The 15,248-nt window shown below is 65.4% G+C and carries 17 protein-coding genes; 8 read left to right on the top strand and 9 right to left on the bottom strand.

Going from position 1 to position 15,248, the window contains the following annotated elements; all coding sequences use genetic code 11:
• The first annotated feature begins 18 nt into the window (after positions 1-18).
• Positions 19-1,065 (top strand): 3-deoxy-7-phosphoheptulonate synthase, encoded by a 1,047-nt coding sequence (locus KBY99_RS05520; RefSeq protein WP_254997855.1) that lies wholly within the window; start codon positions 19-21, stop codon positions 1,063-1,065.
• A gap of 13 nt (positions 1,066-1,078) precedes the next feature.
• On the opposite strand, the gene KBY99_RS05515 is transcribed toward KBY99_RS05520, so the two are convergent.
• The 5 genes from KBY99_RS05515 to KBY99_RS05495 form a co-directional block, all read right to left on the bottom strand.
• Entirely contained in the window at positions 1,079-1,753 is a 675-nt protein-coding gene (locus KBY99_RS05515; protein ID WP_254997854.1) for a diacylglycerol/polyprenol kinase family protein, read from the bottom strand.
• Between the two features lie 4 nt (positions 1,754-1,757).
• Positions 1,758-2,786: a sigma-70 family RNA polymerase sigma factor gene (locus KBY99_RS05510; protein WP_254997852.1), complete on the bottom strand. Its 1,029-nt coding sequence runs from the start codon at positions 2,784-2,786 to the stop codon at positions 1,758-1,760.
• Positions 2,787-2,882: 96 nt separating this feature from the next.
• The gene (gene ppk1, locus KBY99_RS05505) at positions 2,883-5,021 is read right to left on the bottom strand and encodes a polyphosphate kinase 1 (RefSeq protein WP_254997851.1); all 2,139 of its coding nucleotides are present in this window, start codon (positions 5,019-5,021) and stop codon (positions 2,883-2,885) included.
• A gap of 38 nt (positions 5,022-5,059) precedes the next feature.
• Positions 5,060-6,331: an MFS transporter gene (locus KBY99_RS05500; RefSeq protein ID WP_254997849.1), complete on the bottom strand. Its 1,272-nt coding sequence runs from the start codon at positions 6,329-6,331 to the stop codon at positions 5,060-5,062.
• A gap of 10 nt (positions 6,332-6,341) precedes the next feature.
• Positions 6,342-6,791 carry a hypothetical protein gene (locus KBY99_RS05495; RefSeq protein WP_254997848.1) on the bottom strand — a complete coding sequence of 150 codons (450 nt, stop codon included), beginning with the start codon at positions 6,789-6,791 and terminating at the stop codon, positions 6,342-6,344.
• 99 nt (positions 6,792-6,890) lie between these two features.
• Here KBY99_RS05495 and moaC point away from each other — a divergent pair, with 99 nt between their 5' ends.
• Entirely contained in the window at positions 6,891-7,376 is a 486-nt protein-coding gene (moaC, locus tag KBY99_RS05490; RefSeq protein ID WP_254997847.1) for a cyclic pyranopterin monophosphate synthase MoaC, read from the top strand.
• Positions 7,369-8,616, top strand: a complete 1,248-nt coding sequence (locus KBY99_RS05485) for a molybdopterin molybdotransferase MoeA (RefSeq protein WP_254997846.1) — start codon at positions 7,369-7,371, stop codon at positions 8,614-8,616. Before moaC ends, KBY99_RS05485 begins: the two co-directional genes overlap by 8 nt.
• Before the next feature lie 28 nt (positions 8,617-8,644).
• Here KBY99_RS05485 and KBY99_RS05480 read toward each other — a convergent pair whose 3' ends face one another.
• From KBY99_RS05480 to KBY99_RS05470, 3 genes are all read right to left on the bottom strand, one after another.
• Positions 8,645-8,926 carry a hypothetical protein gene (locus tag KBY99_RS05480; RefSeq protein ID WP_254997845.1) on the bottom strand — a complete coding sequence of 94 codons (282 nt, stop codon included), beginning with the start codon at positions 8,924-8,926 and terminating at the stop codon, positions 8,645-8,647.
• A 93-nt stretch (positions 8,927-9,019) separates the two neighbouring features.
• A complete protein-coding gene (locus KBY99_RS05475) occupies positions 9,020-9,508 on the bottom strand; it encodes a molybdopterin synthase catalytic subunit (RefSeq protein WP_254997843.1) in 489 nt (162 codons plus the stop codon).
• Positions 9,471-9,755 (bottom strand): MoaD/ThiS family protein, encoded by a 285-nt coding sequence (locus tag KBY99_RS05470; protein ID WP_254931210.1) that lies wholly within the window; start codon positions 9,753-9,755, stop codon positions 9,471-9,473. The genes KBY99_RS05475 and KBY99_RS05470 overlap by 38 nt, the downstream gene beginning before the upstream one ends.
• 89 nt (positions 9,756-9,844) lie before the next feature.
• Between KBY99_RS05470 and moaB the strand changes: the two genes are divergently transcribed.
• Positions 9,845-10,345 carry a molybdenum cofactor biosynthesis protein B gene (gene moaB, locus KBY99_RS05465; RefSeq protein WP_254997842.1) on the top strand — a complete coding sequence of 167 codons (501 nt, stop codon included), beginning with the start codon at positions 9,845-9,847 and terminating at the stop codon, positions 10,343-10,345.
• Positions 10,346-10,442: 97 nt separating this feature from the next.
• The gene (locus tag KBY99_RS05460; protein WP_254992977.1) at positions 10,443-10,658 is read left to right on the top strand and encodes a hypothetical protein; all 216 of its coding nucleotides are present in this window, start codon (positions 10,443-10,445) and stop codon (positions 10,656-10,658) included.
• 18 nt (positions 10,659-10,676) lie between these two features.
• Here KBY99_RS05460 and KBY99_RS05455 read toward each other — a convergent pair whose 3' ends face one another.
• Complete coding sequence (locus tag KBY99_RS05455; RefSeq protein WP_254997841.1) at positions 10,677-11,762, bottom strand: GTP 3',8-cyclase MoaA; 1,086 nt, start codon at positions 11,760-11,762, stop codon at positions 10,677-10,679.
• 140 nt (positions 11,763-11,902) lie between these two features.
• Between KBY99_RS05455 and KBY99_RS05450 the strand changes: the two genes are divergently transcribed.
• The 3 genes from KBY99_RS05450 to KBY99_RS05440 are packed head-to-tail and all read left to right on the top strand — an operon-like array spanning position 11,903 to position 15,165.
• Complete coding sequence (locus KBY99_RS05450; RefSeq protein WP_254997840.1) at positions 11,903-14,209, top strand: FdhF/YdeP family oxidoreductase; 2,307 nt, start codon at positions 11,903-11,905, stop codon at positions 14,207-14,209.
• A 27-nt stretch (positions 14,210-14,236) separates the two neighbouring features.
• Positions 14,237-14,986 carry a sulfite exporter TauE/SafE family protein gene (locus KBY99_RS05445; protein WP_254997839.1) on the top strand — a complete coding sequence of 250 codons (750 nt, stop codon included), beginning with the start codon at positions 14,237-14,239 and terminating at the stop codon, positions 14,984-14,986.
• Positions 14,986-15,165, top strand: coding sequence for a hypothetical protein (locus KBY99_RS05440; RefSeq protein ID WP_254961776.1), 180 nt, complete (start codon positions 14,986-14,988; stop codon positions 15,163-15,165). Before KBY99_RS05445 ends, KBY99_RS05440 begins: the two co-directional genes overlap by 1 nt.
• Positions 15,166-15,248: the final 83 nt, after the last annotated feature.

The following is a 15,248-nucleotide window of genomic DNA, read 5'->3' as shown; positions in this document are numbered from 1 at the left end:
TCTGACGGCCTCAGGCCCATGACCACCACCACCTCCGATTTGCATGTGGTGGAAACCCGGCCGCTGGTGCCTCCGGCGCTCTTGCACCGCGAACTGCCGATCAGCGATCGTTCAACGGCAACGGTCCAGCAAGCCAGAGAACGTATTAAGGCGATCCTGCATGGCCGCGATTCCCGCCTGCTGGTGATCGTGGGGCCCTGCTCGGTGCACGATGTGGCCGCGGCCCACGAATACGCCGCGGCAATCGCCCAGGCCCATGAGCGCTACAAGGACGCGCTCGAGATCGTGATGCGGGTTTATTTCGAGAAGCCCCGCACCACGGTGGGCTGGAAGGGCCTGATCAATGACCCCCACCTCGATGGCAGCTACGACATCAATACGGGACTGCGGGTGGCTCGCGGCCTTTTGCTGCATTTAGCCGAGATGGGCCTGCCGGCGGCTACCGAGCTGCTCGATCCGGTGGTGCCCCAATACATCGCCGATCTGATCAGCTGGACGGCCATCGGCGCCCGCACCACCGAAAGCCAGACCCACCGGGAGATGGCTTCGGGTTTGTCGATGCCGATCGGCTTTAAAAATGGCACCGACGGCAGTGCCATTACCGCCATCAATGCCATGGAAGCGGCGGCAAAGACCCACCATTTCCTGGGCATCAACCACGACGGTCACGCCGCCATTGTGACCACCACGGGCAATCCCGATGGCCATCTGGTCTTGCGGGGCGGCAAGCGTGGCACTAACTACCACCCAGAGGCGGTGCAGGAAGCCGCTGCTGAGCTGGCTAAAGCCGGTCTGCCCCCTCGGGTGATGGTGGATTGCAGCCATGGCAACTCCAACAAGGACTATCGCCGCCAGGGCGAGGTGGCAGCCCAGGTGGCCGCACAACTGCGCGCCGGCTCTGGCCACGTGATGGGCGTGATGCTGGAGAGCCATCTTGTGGCTGGTAGCCAGAAGATTCCGTCAGACCTAAGCCAGCTCACCTACGGCCAGAGCATCACCGATGCCTGCATCGATCTGGCCACCACCGCGGAGGTGCTCGAAACTCTGGCTGAGGCGGTGCGCTAGCTAAGCCAGTGCGCTAGCTGAGCCGTTGCCAGAGCCAGCCGGCCGCCAGCGGCACGGTGAAGTTGTCGAGGCCCCCCACCGCCACCTGCTCCAGCACCACTGCAGTGGTGCTAATGGCCAGCAGGGCGGGCAGCTCCGGGTGGGGCAGGCCAGCCGCGATCGCCAGCTGGCGAACCAGCAGCAGCATGGCCAGGCTGCCAGCGGCCATGGCGCCGGTACCAACGACGGATTTGCGCTGGCCCCACACCAGCCAGCAAGGGGAGCTCACCAGGGGACCCAGCAGTCCGGCGAGGCCATCACCCACGGCCATCACCAGCACGCCAGCGGCTACGGCAGCGGGTTGCTGCGGCCAAAACTGCAGCAGCAGCAGGGTGATTGAGGCCCCATAGGCGATGGTGCCGTAGCTGGCCCTACCCACATCTTCGATGGCTGGCAGTAGGCGGAAGCGATGGTTCATTGCCGCCAGCAGCGTGACCATGCCGGCGGCGGGGATGGCGATCAGGCGATCGATGCCGCTGGCCCAGGCGATCGGCACCACGGCGCCGGTGCCGATGTGAACCAACTTGCGACTCCATTCCCGTTGACCATTCCAGCGCCGCCGCACCTGCAGCGCCGCTAGCGCCAACAGGGCTAGCCAGCCAGCAACGGCCGCCACTCCCAGCAGCTGCTGCGACCATCCAGCGGCCATGGGCTCAAGCGGCCTGCTGGTAGTCGCTCATCAGGCGCAGCTTCATGATCGCTTTTGCCTCCAGCTGCCGCACCCGCTCCCGAGACACATTGATCAGTCGGCCAATCTCCGCGAGGGTGAGAGGTTCGGCCCCTTCCAGGCCGAAGCGCAGCTTGAGGATTTGCTGTTCCCGGTCGTTTAGCTGGGAGAGCCAGGTGCCCAGGTGCTCCTTTTGGATGTGCCGGTCCATCGAGTCCAGGTGCTCGTTGCTGGCCGGATCGGCGATCAGTTCGCCCAGGGTGCTGCGATCTTCTTCGCCGCGGGCGTGGGCATCGAGGGAGGCGCAGGGAGCGCTTTGGGCCATCAGCTCTTCGAGGTCCCGCGGGGCTATGTCCATGGCATGGGCAAGCTCGAGGCGATTCGGCTGGCGGCCGAGGCGATGGGAAAGCTCCCGGCTGATCCGCCGCATCTTCGACAGCTTTTCGCTGATGTGAATCGGCAGACGAATCGTGCGGGCGCTGTTGTCGATGGCCCGGGTCATCCCCTGACGGATCCACCAATAGGCGTAGGTCGAAAATTTGTAGCCCATTGCTGGGTCGAACTTGTCAACGGCTCGCTCTAGGCCGATCGCCCCTTCTTGCACCAAATCCAGCAGCTCAAGCCCCTGGTTTTGATACTTTTTGGCGACGCTCACTACCAGGCGCAGGTTGGCGGCCATCATGCGATCACGTGCCCGCTGGGCCATGCGCAGCTGGCGCTTGTGCTTGGGGGTGTGTTCCCCTGCAGGCAGCTCCAGCAAGCGTTTGCCAGCCTGCACGTGGTGGGCCAGCTCAATTTCTTCGGCGGCCGTGAGCAGGGGCACCCGGCCAATGGTGCCTAGATACCAGCCGATTGAATCGGCACTAAGCCGGCCCCCGGCTTTGGGGCCTGTGGCGGCGCGTACCTTTGCCGAGGCAGATTTGCTAGCTGCAGCATTTGGCGCCATCAATGATGGCGACTGCTTCGAGACGCTGCTGTCAACAGCGTCTGAAGCGGATTGCAAAGGCGTCCCCACACCCAAGCCTCCGTATTGAATTTGGCCGAAATGTAGCACTGTTGCGTTGGTTGTGTCTGCTTGATTTGGAAGATTTCCTGTATGGAATGCTGCAGATCAAGCCACCAAACCGCCTCGCCAGCGACGCATCATCTCCCGCTGAACCAGATGTTGTTCGCCTTCGAGCTGTCGTTGACTGAACTTTCCTTGATTGTCCATGTGCCAGGCACCGGTGTCATTCAGGTAGAGATCGATGACCTGCTCAAGCTGATGGCGCAGTTTTGGATCTTCTATTGGGGCTACCGCTTCAACTCGTCTGTCTAGGTTGCGAGACATCCAGTCGGCGCTGCCGAAGAAAAGTTCGGGTTCGCCGCCATTACCAAACCAAAACAGCCGCGAGTGTTCGAGGAAGCGACCGATCACACTCACAACTTGGATGTTGTCGCTGATGCCCTCCAGTTGGGGCCGCAGGCTGCACATGCCACGCACCACCAGCTCGATCATGACGCCAGCCTGAGAGGCCTCGTACAGCAGGGCGATGATCGATGGATCCACTAGGGAATTCATCTTTGCCCGGATATGGCCGCCCCTGCCGGCCTGGGCATGCTCGATTTCGCGGCGGATCAAGCCTTCCATGCGGCTGCGCAGCGTCACTGGAGCTACCAGTAAGCGGCGGAAGCTTTGCTGTTTTGAGAAACCGGTTAGGTAGTTGAACAACTCCACTAAGTCGGCACCGAATTCCGGCCTGGCTGTGAGTAGGCCGATATCGGTGTAGAGGCTGGATGTTTTGGAGTTGTAGTTGCCCGTACCTATATGTACGTAGCTGTTGAGGCGCTCCTTCTCCTTGCGAACTACCAGCAGGATTTTCGTGTGGGTCTTCAGGCCCAGCACGCCGTAGACGACGTGCACCCCAGATGCCTCCAACTGCTTGGCCCATTGGATGTTGTTGTCTTCATCGAAGCGGGCTTTTAATTCAACAAGGGCCATCACCTGCTTGCCGTTTTCAGCGGCCCGGATCAGTGCCGCAACCACAGCTGAATTCTTAGAGGTGCGGTAGAGGGTCATCTTGATGGCCAATACCGAGGGGTCATCGGCGGCCTGGTTGAGGAATTCCTCTACCGATGTGGAAAACAGGTCGTAGGGGTGATGCAGCAGCACATCTCCCCGGCGGATCACCGAGAAGATGCTTTCAAATTCCTCCGCCTTGATCGAGCCGTCTTCCAGCTGGCTCTTCTGGGTGCGGGCCAGGGCTGGTGTGGTGCGGCCCTTGTGGGGCTTCTCCTTTAACTGGGGCAAGGGAATGGCCAGCAGGCTCATCAGATCGTCGAGACCCAGGGGTCCGTTGACCCGGTAGACGTCTTCCGCCTCGACGGCGGTGCCCTCCATCAGCAGCTGCACCACCGCTTCCGGCATCTCATCGGCCACCTCCAGCCGCACCACCTCACCGCCGCGGCGGCGTTTGCGTAGGCCCTCCTCAAGGGCCTCCATCAGATCGTCGGCCTCTAGGTCGCGCAATTCCAGGTCGGCGTCACGGGTGACGCGGAAGAAGTAGTGACCCTCCACGTGCATGCCTGGGAACAGCAGGCCGAGGTTGAAGGCCACCACCTGCTCCAGAGGCACGGCCGTGTACACGGCTTCGGGTTGCTTGCCGCTCAGATGGGGGGGGATCTGGACGAAGCGGGGCAGGTTTTTCTGCGGCACCTTCACCCGGGCGAATTCCTGTTGACCCGTATCGGGGTCACGCACCAGGGCGGCCACGTTGAGGCTCAGGTTGCTGATGAAGGGAAAGGGGTGGGAGGGATCCACCGCCAGGGGGGTGAGAACCGGGAAAATGGCGCTCTGGAAGTAGGCGTTCAGCCAATCCCGTTGGGCTGCGTTGAGGTTGGCGTAGTCGGTGAGGTGAACGCCGTAGTCGCAGAGATGGCTCTTAAGGGAGTGGCGGTAGTGCTGCTGCTGCATTTCCAGCAGGGGGCGCAGCTTGGTGCGGATCGCCTGAAGCTGTTGCTGGGCGGTGAGTCCGTCATCGCTAAGACTGCTCACCCCGGCATCGATCTGGGACTTCAGCGAGGCCACCCTCACCATGAAGAACTCATCGAGGTTGTTGCTGAAGATGGCGCTGAACTTCGCCTGCTCAAGTAGCGGTGTGTGCTCGTCTAGGGCTTGTGCCAGCACCCGGTAGTTGAATTCCAGCCAGCTAAGTTCACGGTTTAAATACAGCTCGGGAGCTAGCTGGGTTTCAGCCGTTGATTCCGCCATGCCGCATCCTGACTGTGATTAGCGGCAACGTAGCAATCTCAACTGTCCGATCCGTGTAGTCCTGCTGTCATCGCTGAATTTCGGCCAGGTAGGCCACCGGCCACCAGCAGGGCCACGCCCACAAGCAAGGCGATGCCAAGCCAGAAGGGGCTCTGGCGCCCGGTGGTCTCGTAGGCCAGGCCCGCCAGCGGGGGGCCTAGAAAACTGCCCAGGCTTTGTAGCCCCTGCAGGCTGCCCAGGGCGGCGCCCTGACCTTCGCTGTCGAGGCGGCGGGAGACCAGGCTGCGCAGGCAGGGGGTGACCAGGCCGGTGCCGAGGGCCAGGATCGCCACAGCGCTGAATACCACTGGTTGGGCGTTGGCCCGGGTGGCCAGGGGAATCAGCAGGCAGCCGGCGATCACGAAGCCCAACCCAGCGAGGGTGAGGCGCCATTCGCCGAAGCGTTTCACCAGCGGGCCGATTAGGCCGCCCTGCACCACCGTGGCCACCACGCCCACCACCAGGAAAGCTGAGGCCGCGAGGCCGGGCCCCCAGTTGAAGGCCTGCTTGAAATAGAGCACCAGCACGGCGGTGAAGCCGTTGAAGGCCAGGAAAAACAGAAAAAATGCCACGCAAAGCCGCCGCACCTGGGGGTTGGTGAACACCCGTTGCAGGGCGGCAAATGGGTTGAGATCCCGTTTGCGCGGCATGGCCCGGCGTGCTTCTGGCGGGTGGGTTTCTGGCAGCACGGTGAGTACCAGCACCAGGTTGAGCACGGCGATGGCTACGGCAACCAGCAGCGGCAGGGTGACGTTGATCTGGCCAAGCAGCCCGCCTAGGGCGGGGCCAAGAATGAAGCCCAGGCCAAAGGCCACCCCGATCAAGCCGAAGGCCTTAGCCCGTTTTTCTGGCGGCGAGATGTCGGCCAGCACGGCGCTGGCTGTGGCGGCGGTGCCGCCGCTCACCCCATCGATCAACCGAGCCCCGAACAGCAGGGCCAGGGGCAACCCGGCGGCCTGGGCGGCGGGCCAAAGGTTGGCCCAGGGCAAGCTGATGGTGAGAGCAAACAGGGCCAGGCCCAGCACCGAGCCTGCCACGCAGACGCTGATCACCGGTTTGCGGCCGTAGTGGTCGCTGAGGGCACCGATCAGGGGCGTGAAGGCGAACTGAGCCACCGCGTAACTACCCGCCAGTAGCCCCAGCACCCGGCCATCGCTGGTGAAGCCCGCCAGCAAAAAGGGCAGCAGCGGAAAGACGATGCTTTCCCCCAGCCGGTCGTTGAGCAGGGTCAGGAAGGCGCAGAAGAAGGTGGAGGGGCGGGGTAAAGACAAGGGGGGGCGCTCAGGGCTTGGGCAAGTTGGGGCAGGGGTTCGGGCCGAACATGCCGCTCAGTTTCTGGCTGCCCATCGCATAAATCTGCTGGGCCTGGGCCGGGTTGCCCTGGGCGCCCTGCAGCTTGCTCGCAAACTCCTGGCAGGCCTGAGCCTGCTGGGGATTGGCGGGCTTCGCGGTGACTGGTGCGGTGACTGGAGCAGCTGCGGTGGGTGCAGGGATGTCGCCACAGGGGTTTTCGCCGAAGGTTTCAACCAGCTTCAGCACTCCCTGCTGATACACCAGTTGGGCCTGCTGGAGATTGGCGGATGCTGCCTGGAGTTTGCCGGCGAATTCCTGGCAGGCCTTGCGTTCCTGGGCGCGGCGCAGCAGTGGGCCGGCCTGGGCGTTGGGTGGCGCCAGGGGGGCGAGGCCGGCGGCCAGAAGCAGCAGGACCGGGATGGTGCGGCGAGCGGTCATCGCGAGGGGGAAGCGACCCTCACGTTATGGGGGAAGGTGGGGACGTTTGGCGTCGGGCAATCCATGCTTGGGCCTGGCGCTCGGTTTGAGGACTAGGAGATGTCGGCAGCTCAGTTGAGCCACCTCAATGCCGCTGGCGAGGTGCACATGGTGGAGGTTGGCGATCGGCCCGCCACCGCCCGCCAGGCCACGGCTGAGGGGTTCATCCAGATGGCCCCCGAAGTACTGGCCTTGGTGCTGGAGGGCCGGGCCCCCAAGGGCGATGTGCTGGCGGTGGCGCGGGTGGCAGCGATCCAGGCGGCCAAACGCACCTGGGAACTGATTCCGCTCTGCCACCCGATTGCCCTCAGCGGCGTGAGCGTGGAGCTGGAGCCTGCCACCGATGGCAGTGGCCTGCGGCTGCGCGCCATCGCCCGCACCACCGGTCCCACCGGAGTGGAGATGGAGGCGCTCACGGCCGTGCAGGTGGGCCTGCTCACCCTCTACGACATGCTCAAGAGCGCCGATCCCGCCATGACCATCGGTCCGGTGCGGCTGCTGGCCAAAAGTGGCGGCCGCAGCGGGGATTGGCAACGGCATGAGTGAGCCCTTCGGCCCGGAGGGCCTGCCCCTCGACCAGGCCCGGGCCCAGATCCTGGAGTCGCTGCAGCCCCTGGGGCGCTGCGAGGCGTTGCCGCTGGCGGCCTGTCTGGGCCGCATCACCGCTGAACGGGTGCTGGCGGCGGCAGCCGTGCCGGGTTTCCGGGCTTCGATCATGGATGGCTACGCCATTGCCGGATCCGAGCAGCCGCTGGTGGGTGCCCGCTGGCGCCTGCGGGGCACTTCGGCCGCCGGTGCCCCCTATGGCTCGGCCGTGGCAGCGGGTGAGGCGGTGCGCATCCTCACCGGCGCCGTGGTGCCCACGGGCAGCGCTCGGGTGCTGCCCCAAGAGCTGGTGCAACCGCTGGAGCTGCCCCAAGGTCCCAGCCTGGAGCTGGTGCGCCCGGCCGGTCCTAACCCCTGGATCCGCGGGCCAGAGGAGGAGGCTGCCGTCGGGCAGGAGTTGGTGGCGGTGGGCTGCCGGCTGGGGGCTGCCGAGCTGGGCAGGCTGGCCAGCTGCGGTGTGCAGCAGCTCACGGTGACCAAGCGGCCGCGGCTGGGTTTGTTGATCAGTGGTGATGAATTGCTCAGTCCCGGATTGCTTCGGGGCCCTGGCCAGATCTGGGAGAGCAATTCGGTCCTGCTTGCCGCTTTGCTGGAGCAGCTGGGTTATGGGGTGACGCAGCAGCGGTTGGTAGCCGATCAGCCCGAGCCCCTGCGCCAGGCCCTGCGGGAGCTGGCGGCCGGCTGCGATTTGGTGGTAAGCACCGGCGGCGTCTCCGCTGGCGACAGCGACTGGATCCGCCAATTGGTGGGGGAGCTGGGGGAGGTGAGCTTCTGGAAGCTGTTCCTCAAGCCGGGGCGGCCCTTTGCCTGGGGAGAGGTGGCAGGCGTGCCCTTTTTTGGGTTGCCGGGTAATCCGGTGGCGGCGGCGATCACGGCTCTGCAGTTGCTCTGGCCGGCGCTGCAGCGGTTGGAGGGTGGCGTGATCCAGGTGCTCCCCCGTCTGCGGGTGCGGCTGGATCAGGAGCTGCGGCGCGGGGCGGGGAGGCCGGAGCTGGCCCGCGCCCAGCTGGTGGTGGCGGCAGATGGGGCTCTGCTGGCCCGGGTGGAGGGCTCCCAGGCCTCCTCCCGCATCGGCTCGCTGCAGGGGGCCGATCTGCTGCTGGAAATCCCGGCGGAGCTGGGCAATCTTGCGGCGGGAACGCAGCTCTGGGCCCAGCTGCTGCGGTTGCCGATCTTCTGAGCCGCGAGCCTGCCGCGGCCCCAACTGCTCAGCTGGCTGCCAGCACGGAGTAGTGATCTACCACCAGCCCCTTGCGTTGTTCCGGGCGACCGTCCATGCCCCCTGGAAGATCGATCTGGGGCATCAGGGTGGCTTCAGCCCAGCTCTCGTATTGCGCCTGCCCTTCCCAAAGGGACACGATCATCAGACCCCCTTCCACCTCCGCCACCGTGCGCAGCAGCTGGGCTTGAGGTTGCTCCTTCCCCTCCAGCTGGGCCAGTTCCACTTGGAATTGCTCCAGCGTCGCTCCGGGCCAAAAATTCGCCACCATGTGCACGGCCAGCTCTCCAAGTTTTTATTTCTCTGAATGTGGCACAGACAGCTGGGGTCTGCTGAGTCGCGGACTTCTCCCTGGGCCCGAGCTTCATAGGGGCGTATTGCCCGTGATCCAGCTACCCACCCCCTGGCTCCATTCCCGTTTCCAGAATGGGGCTTCGTGCTTGAGGGCCTCCAGCAGCTCTTGGCAGCAGCGCTGGGCCGGGCCGCGGCGATCAGCCGCTACCGCCACCAGCACGATTGGGTCTCCCGGCAACACCAGACCGATCCGATGTCTCACCAGCACTGCAGTCGCCCCGTGCCGGCCCGCGGCGGCGGCTGACAGGGAGGCGATGCAGGCCTCGGTCATGCCGGGGTAGTGCTCCAGCTCCAAAGCTTCCAGGGGCTCTCCGGTGGCATCGCAGCCCCGAACCCTGCCGATGAACTGGCTTTCGGCCGCCGGCATGCCGCCAGGCAAAAGGGCTAGCTGCGCCTGCCACTCGGCCAGGACCGACAGCGGCTCGAACGGCACCGTTTCCAGCTGGATTGCCAACATCGCGTTAGCCACCACTGATTGGCGGCAGGAAGGCCAGCTCATCGCCAGCGAACAGGCTTGAGTCCCAGGCGGCGAACTGCTGATTGATTGCTACCCGCACGCCGGCGGGGGGATAGGCGGGCTGCAGGTTTAGCTGCCGCCAGAGCTGTTCAGGTGTTGTGCCAGCAGGGTTGGCTTCCCCAGCGGCTGGGGCTAGCTCGACCAGTTGCTCGCTCCAGCCCATCGCTTCTCGCAAGCCGGCGAAAAGGCGTACCTGCACTTGCGATGCCGGATCGGTGGAGACGGCCATGGCTTGCAGCAGCAGGGTTGGGGCTAAGTGATCGCTAGGGAGCTCCTAGCTGCGCCGCCCAGAATGCCCCAAACGCCTGAGACCTGCCCGTGAGCCTCGCCATCGCCCTGCTCACGGTGTCGGACACGCGCACATTGGCTGAGGACTCCAGCGGTGATGCCCTGCAGCAGCGCTTAGAGGCGGCCGGTCACCGGCTGGTGGAGCGCCTGCTGGTGCCGGACGACCGCTACCAGATCCGTGCCGCCATCAGTAGCTGGATTGCTGATCCTGCTGTGCAGGTGGTGATCAGCAGTGGCGGCACCGGGCTCACCGGCCGGGATGGCACCCCGGAGGCGGTGGCACCCCTGCTCGATAAGACGATCGATGGTTTTGGTGAGTTGTTTCGGGTGCTCTCCTTTGAAACGATTGGCACCAGCAGCCTGCAGAGCCGCTGCCTGGCGGGGGTGGCTAATGGCACCGTGATTTTTGTGCTGCCGGGTTCCCTTGATGCGGTGCAGACAGCCTGGGACCGGCTGATTGCTGCCCAGCTCAATGCAGATACCCGCCCTTGCAATCTGGTGCAGCTCCTGCCGCGGTTGCGGGAGGTATGAGCCTTGTCCTTAGATGTCAGACAAGACGGGTGTTTTTACTCACCTCTGAACTCAATAAGGCTTCTTAGCCTGAATACAGATAGTTGAGGAAAGTGAGATGACTACCTGCCAAGCGCAATCTACGGCTGCTCTGCACGATCTCAAAGAGCTGGCGCGGCGCGATCCTGCATTTACTGCCGCTTTGCTGACCACCCGGTCTACCCAGGAGGCCGCTGAGTTGGCAGCCGCCAACCACATCACTGTGACTCCTGAGGCCCTATGGCGCCATCGGGGCACTTTCATGGCTGGAGGTATGCCCACTTGGCGAGGCTGATGCTGTTTGGTTATCCATTCAGCCCCCTAGGTAGGCCATCTCGGCGTGTGTGCTGTTGGCAGATTTTGCAGTGTTGCGCTCTTCGCTATAGCGGTCGCTTCGTTGATTCCAGAGGGCGGCCATGGCTAGCTCGAGTTCTGCGGCGTCTGACTCCTCCTTCAGCCATGGTTTGAGATCTAAGCCGCTGCCCGGGGCGGCAAAAAGGCAGGTGTAGGCGACGCCATCTGCGGTAACCCGCAGACGGTTGCAGTCCCCGCAGAAAGGTGCGCTCACCGATGCCACCACAGCCAGGCTGCCGCCCCCATCCCGGTAGCGCCAGCGGCTGGCGGTGCCGTGGGCGGTGCGGCCCAGCGGCTCAAGCGGCCAGCTGCTGCCAATTTGCTCCAGCATCTTGGCGGCGCTCAACACCGCCTCGTACTGCCAGCCGTTGCGGCTGCCCACGTCCATGAACTCGATCAGCCGTAGCTCCAGCCCCCGCTCCCGTGCCAAAGCCGCCAGGGGCAGCACCTGGTCATCGTTGGCGCCGCGCTGAATCACAGCGTTGAGCTTGAGGGCGCCGCGGGCGGGATCAAAGCCGGCGGCGCGGGCGTGCTCGATCGCCGCCAGCACCGCCGCCAAGGCCCGCTCGCCGGCGGCGGCATCGGCCAGGCCAGCCATGTGGGCAACAGACCTAGCCGTGGTGCCATCGAGGCTGAGGGTGATCCGGTCGAGGCCTGCGGCGCGTAGCTGCTGGGCTCGCTCAGCGGTTAGTAAAAGGCCATTGCTGGTGAGAGCGATCTCCCCCAGGCCGGGACGCTCCGGGTATGTGGCGCGCAGGGGCTGCACAGCGGCGATCAGCTCCTCCAAGCCCCCGTGCAGCAGCGGCTCTCCGCCGGTAAGCCGCAGGCTGCGGGCTCCCAGGTTCACCGCCGCCCCGATCACCCCCAGCCGCTGCTTCAGCGTCAGCAGGCCCGGTGGCTCCTTGCCATCCGGCAGGCAGTAGGGGCAGGCCAGGTTGCAGCGGGCCGTGAGCGACAGCCGCAGCACCCCAAGTGGCCGGCCCAGTCGGTCGTTTGGGGGGACGCGGCTGGCTACGGTTTTGGGATGGTTAGTGGCGCTGGCCATGGCCGCAACGCTATAGCTACAGCCCAGCCCCACTTACCACTCGGGGTTTCGGGCGCTGCTTGCTGCGTTGGCTGGGCTGCGATTCATAAAGAGCGACCTTGCCATACCCCTAGGCTCTGAAAAACACCGGCATAGCAGCCATGGCGCCTGAGCAATCTGGTTCGCCAGCCGCTTTCCAGTCAAAGGCATCGTCTGAGCCACCGGCCCCAGAAGACGCCGCCAGCGGGGGCGGCTGGCCCCTGATCGACGGCTGGGCCCGCGCCACCCTCTCACCAACGGGGTTGCGGCTTTGGCAGACCCTCAACCACAAAAGCGCCTGCCTGAGTTGCGCCTGGGGCACGGGCGGCCAGAACGGTGGCTTTCGCGATGAACTGGGTGAGCGGCTGCAGCGCTGCCTCAAGAGTGTGGAGGCGATCGGAGCGGAACTGCAGTCCGCGGTGCCAGCGGAGGTGTTTGCCGGCCGCAGCCTGGCCGAGCTGCAGCAGCTCAGCTCCGCCGAATGCGACCAGCTGGGCCGGCTCGATCGACCCCTGATTCAGCGAGCCGGCAGCGACCACTACGAGCCGATCGGCTGGGAAGAAGTGCAAGACCTCAGCGCCGCGGCCTTCGCTAGGCCGTCGCCGGAGCGGGTTGCTTCTTACAGCTCCGGGCGCTCCTCCAATGAGGCCGCCTACCTGCTGCAACTGCTGCTGCGGGCTCTCGGCTCCAACAACCTGGCCGACTGCTCTGACCTCTGCCATGCCCCCTCCAGCATCGGCCTAGGCCGGGTGTTTGGCAGCGGCACCTCGATGGTGAGCCTCGAGAGCCTCCAGCAAGCCGATGGAGTGGTGTTGGTGGGCTCCAATGCGCCGGCAAACCATCCGCGGCTGATGAACGAGCTGATCCGCCTGCGCGAGCGCGGCGGCACGGTGATCGTGATTAATCCGGTGCTGGAGGCGGGGCTGCTCAAGTTCGGCTCGCCCGCCTTCCCGATCCGCTCGATGCTCGGCGGAGGCAGTGAGATCGCTTCGCTGTTCCTGCAGCCGATTCCAGGCTCCGACACCGCCGTGTTTTTGGGGCTGCAGAAGGCCCTGCTGGAGCGTGGCGCCATCGCCCTCGACTTCGTGAAGGCCCATGCCGATGGTTGGCAGGCCCTGATCGAGCAGATCGAGACCACCAGCTGGGAGGCGATCACGGGCTGCTGCGGCCTCAGCCGCGAGGAGCTGGAGCACACCGCTACCCGGCTGGCTGCGTGCAAGGCGGTGGTGTTCGCCTGGGCGATGGGCATCACCCACCACGCCAACGGCACCGCCAACGTGCAGGCGATCGCTAACACGGCTGTGCTCACGGGCAACGTGGCCCGGCCGGGGGCGGGGACGATGCCGATCCGCGGGCACTCCAACGTGCAGGGCTTCGGCTCGATGGGGGTGACGGTGAATTTGCGCGAGCCGATGCGGCTGGCGCTCGAGCAGCTGCTCGGCCGGCCCCTCAGCCCCACCCGGGGCTACGACACCCGCGCCCTGATCGAGGCGGCCGCTGCCGGCGCCGTCGATTCCCTGCTCTGTCTGGGCGGCAACCTGTACGGCGCCAACCCCGACAGCCGCCAGGCCCAGGCCGCCCTCGGCCGCATAGACACGATTATCTACTTGGCCACCAAGCCCAACACCGGCCACTTCCACGGCCTGGCGGCGCGCCAGACCCTGCTGCTGCCGGTGTTCAACCGTTTCGAAACCCCCCACCGCACCACGGTGGAATCGGGCAATAATTGGGTGCGAATCAACGAGCCCGGCAGCACCCACCTGGGCAGCGGCCAGCTGATCAGCGAGGTGGAGTTCCTGGCCGAGCTGGCCCACCGCCTGCACGGCATCGAGCCGATCGATTGGCGGCGGCTGCAGGATCCCGTGTATGTGCGCGAGCTCATCGCCCGCACCGTGCCCGGTTACGCCGCGATCGCCGAGATTGACGCCAGCAAGAAGGAATTCGAGGTGCCCGGCCGGGTGTTCCAGGAGCCCCGTTTCGCCACCGCCACTGGCCGGGCCCAGCTGGCGGTCACGCCGCTGCCTGAGCTCCGATTGCCGGATGCGGATCATTTCGGCGGGCTGGCTGTCGGCGAGCAGGGACTAGTGCTGAACCTGATCACAGCACGCAGTTACGGTCAGCACAACACTGTGGTCTACAAGCAGGGCGACAGCTATCGGGGCATGCCGCACCGCCAGACGATTCTGGTCAACCCGGAGGATCTCACCGCCTGTGGTCTGCGGGCCCACCAGCGGGTGACCGTCCAGGGCGAAGCGGGCCAGCTCGACGGGATCGAGCTGATCCCCGGCTCGGTGCGGCGTGGCGCGGCGCTGATGTTCTATCCAGAGGCCAACGTCTTGATGCGGGCGGTTAGCGATCCCGAGAGCGGCACGCCGGCTTTCAAGCGGGTGCCCGTGCTGGTGCGCGGCAGAGGGCTGATTGTGGCTTGAGGGTGTGGTGAAGCTGCGGAGCTGGCTGTGACCCTCTGGCTGCTGCCGCTCCTGGCCCTGGTGGCCTTTCTCTATGCCGCCGTGGGCCATGCTGGCGCCTCCGGCTATATCGCCGTCCTGGCTCTGGCAGGTCTGCCGGCGGAGCAGATCAAGCCGCTTGCCTTAATCCTGAACACCGCGGTGGCGGCCCAGGGCAGCTGGCAGTTCTGGCGAGCCGGCCACCTGTGCTGGCGGCTGTTCTGGCCGGTGTTGCTGGCCGGCCTGCCGATGGCCTTTCTGGGGGGGTGGCTAGATCTGCCCACGCTCTGGTTTCAGCGGTTGGTCGCACTGGTGCTGCTGGCCTCGGCCCTGCGCTTTTTGTGCCAGCCCGGCGATCCCGAGCGCTTGACGCAACCGCCGCTGATTCTGCTGGTGCTTAGCGGTGCTGGGCTGGGGCTGCTGGCCGGCCTCACCGGTACCGGCGGCGGCGTGTTTCTCACGCCCCTGCTGTTGTGTTGCAGCTGGGCCTCCACCCGCCAGGCGGCAGCGGTGTCGTCGCTGTTCATCTTCGGCAACTCGCTCAGCGGCCTGGCCGGCCTGCTGCTGGCCCGCCAGCAACATCAAGCCCTGCTGCCGGCCCTGCCGTCCCAGCTGGGCTGGATGTTGCTGATAGTGCTGCTGGCCGGTGCGGTGGGTTCGCGGCTTGGTAGCCGCCACTGGCCTGTGGTTTGGATCCGTCGCTGTCTGGCCTTGGTGCTGCTGCTGGCCGCCTCGAAGCTCCTGGGTTTCGCGGGCTGATGTTGGCGGTAGCGTTTCAACATGGTCGCCTCCGCTGCCGAGCCTTTCACGCCGCCCACCATTCCCTGGCGCCATCCCTTGGCGCTGGAGCCGGCTCAGATCTGGATCTTGCGGTGATCGTGGGCCAGCCCCAGCTCACGCCGGCGGAGAAGCTGGCCCGCTGGAAGCGCTTCAACTGAGCGCTGATGCCGGGCGCATGAGTGGCTCCCGTTGGCATGTGTTTGGCGATGTGGCTCGTGATGGCCGGGTGCTGTATGTCGCC

Source organism: Cyanobium sp. Maggiore-St4-Cus, assembly GCF_024345615.1.
Taxonomy (GTDB): domain Bacteria; phylum Cyanobacteriota; class Cyanobacteriia; order PCC-6307; family Cyanobiaceae; genus Cyanobium_A; species Cyanobium_A usitatum.
This window is presented reverse-complemented; position numbering and strand designations above follow the sequence as displayed.

Excerpts from the sequence above, each read along its gene's own strand:
- KBY99_RS05480 (WP_254997845.1), bottom strand. The coding sequence starts at position 8,926 with ATGGTGGCGAATTTTTGGCCCGGAGCGACGCTGGAGCAATTCCAAGTG.
- KBY99_RS05455 (WP_254997841.1), bottom strand. The coding sequence starts at position 11,762 with ATGGCCAGCGCCACTAACCATCCCAAAACCGTAGCCAGCCGCGTCCCC.
- moaC (WP_254997847.1), top strand. The coding sequence starts at position 6,891 with ATGTCGGCAGCTCAGTTGAGCCACCTCAATGCCGCTGGCGAGGTGCAC.
- KBY99_RS05460 (WP_254992977.1), top strand. The coding sequence starts at position 10,443 with ATGACTACCTGCCAAGCGCAATCTACGGCTGCTCTGCACGATCTCAAA.
- ppk1 (WP_254997851.1), bottom strand. The coding sequence starts at position 5,021 with ATGGCGGAATCAACGGCTGAAACCCAGCTAGCTCCCGAGCTGTATTTA.
- KBY99_RS05450 (WP_254997840.1), top strand. The coding sequence starts at position 11,903 with ATGGCGCCTGAGCAATCTGGTTCGCCAGCCGCTTTCCAGTCAAAGGCA.
- KBY99_RS05440 (WP_254961776.1), top strand. The coding sequence starts at position 14,986 with ATGTTGGCGGTAGCGTTTCAACATGGTCGCCTCCGCTGCCGAGCCTTT.
- KBY99_RS05475 (WP_254997843.1), bottom strand. The coding sequence starts at position 9,508 with ATGAGCTGGCCTTCCTGCCGCCAATCAGTGGTGGCTAACGCGATGTTG.
- KBY99_RS05485 (WP_254997846.1), top strand. The coding sequence starts at position 7,369 with ATGAGTGAGCCCTTCGGCCCGGAGGGCCTGCCCCTCGACCAGGCCCGG.
- KBY99_RS05515 (WP_254997854.1), bottom strand. The coding sequence starts at position 1,753 with ATGGCCGCTGGATGGTCGCAGCAGCTGCTGGGAGTGGCGGCCGTTGCT.
- KBY99_RS05520 (WP_254997855.1), top strand. The coding sequence starts at position 19 with ATGACCACCACCACCTCCGATTTGCATGTGGTGGAAACCCGGCCGCTG.
- KBY99_RS05495 (WP_254997848.1), bottom strand. The coding sequence starts at position 6,791 with ATGACCGCTCGCCGCACCATCCCGGTCCTGCTGCTTCTGGCCGCCGGC.
- KBY99_RS05470 (WP_254931210.1), bottom strand. The coding sequence starts at position 9,755 with ATGGCCGTCTCCACCGATCCGGCATCGCAAGTGCAGGTACGCCTTTTC.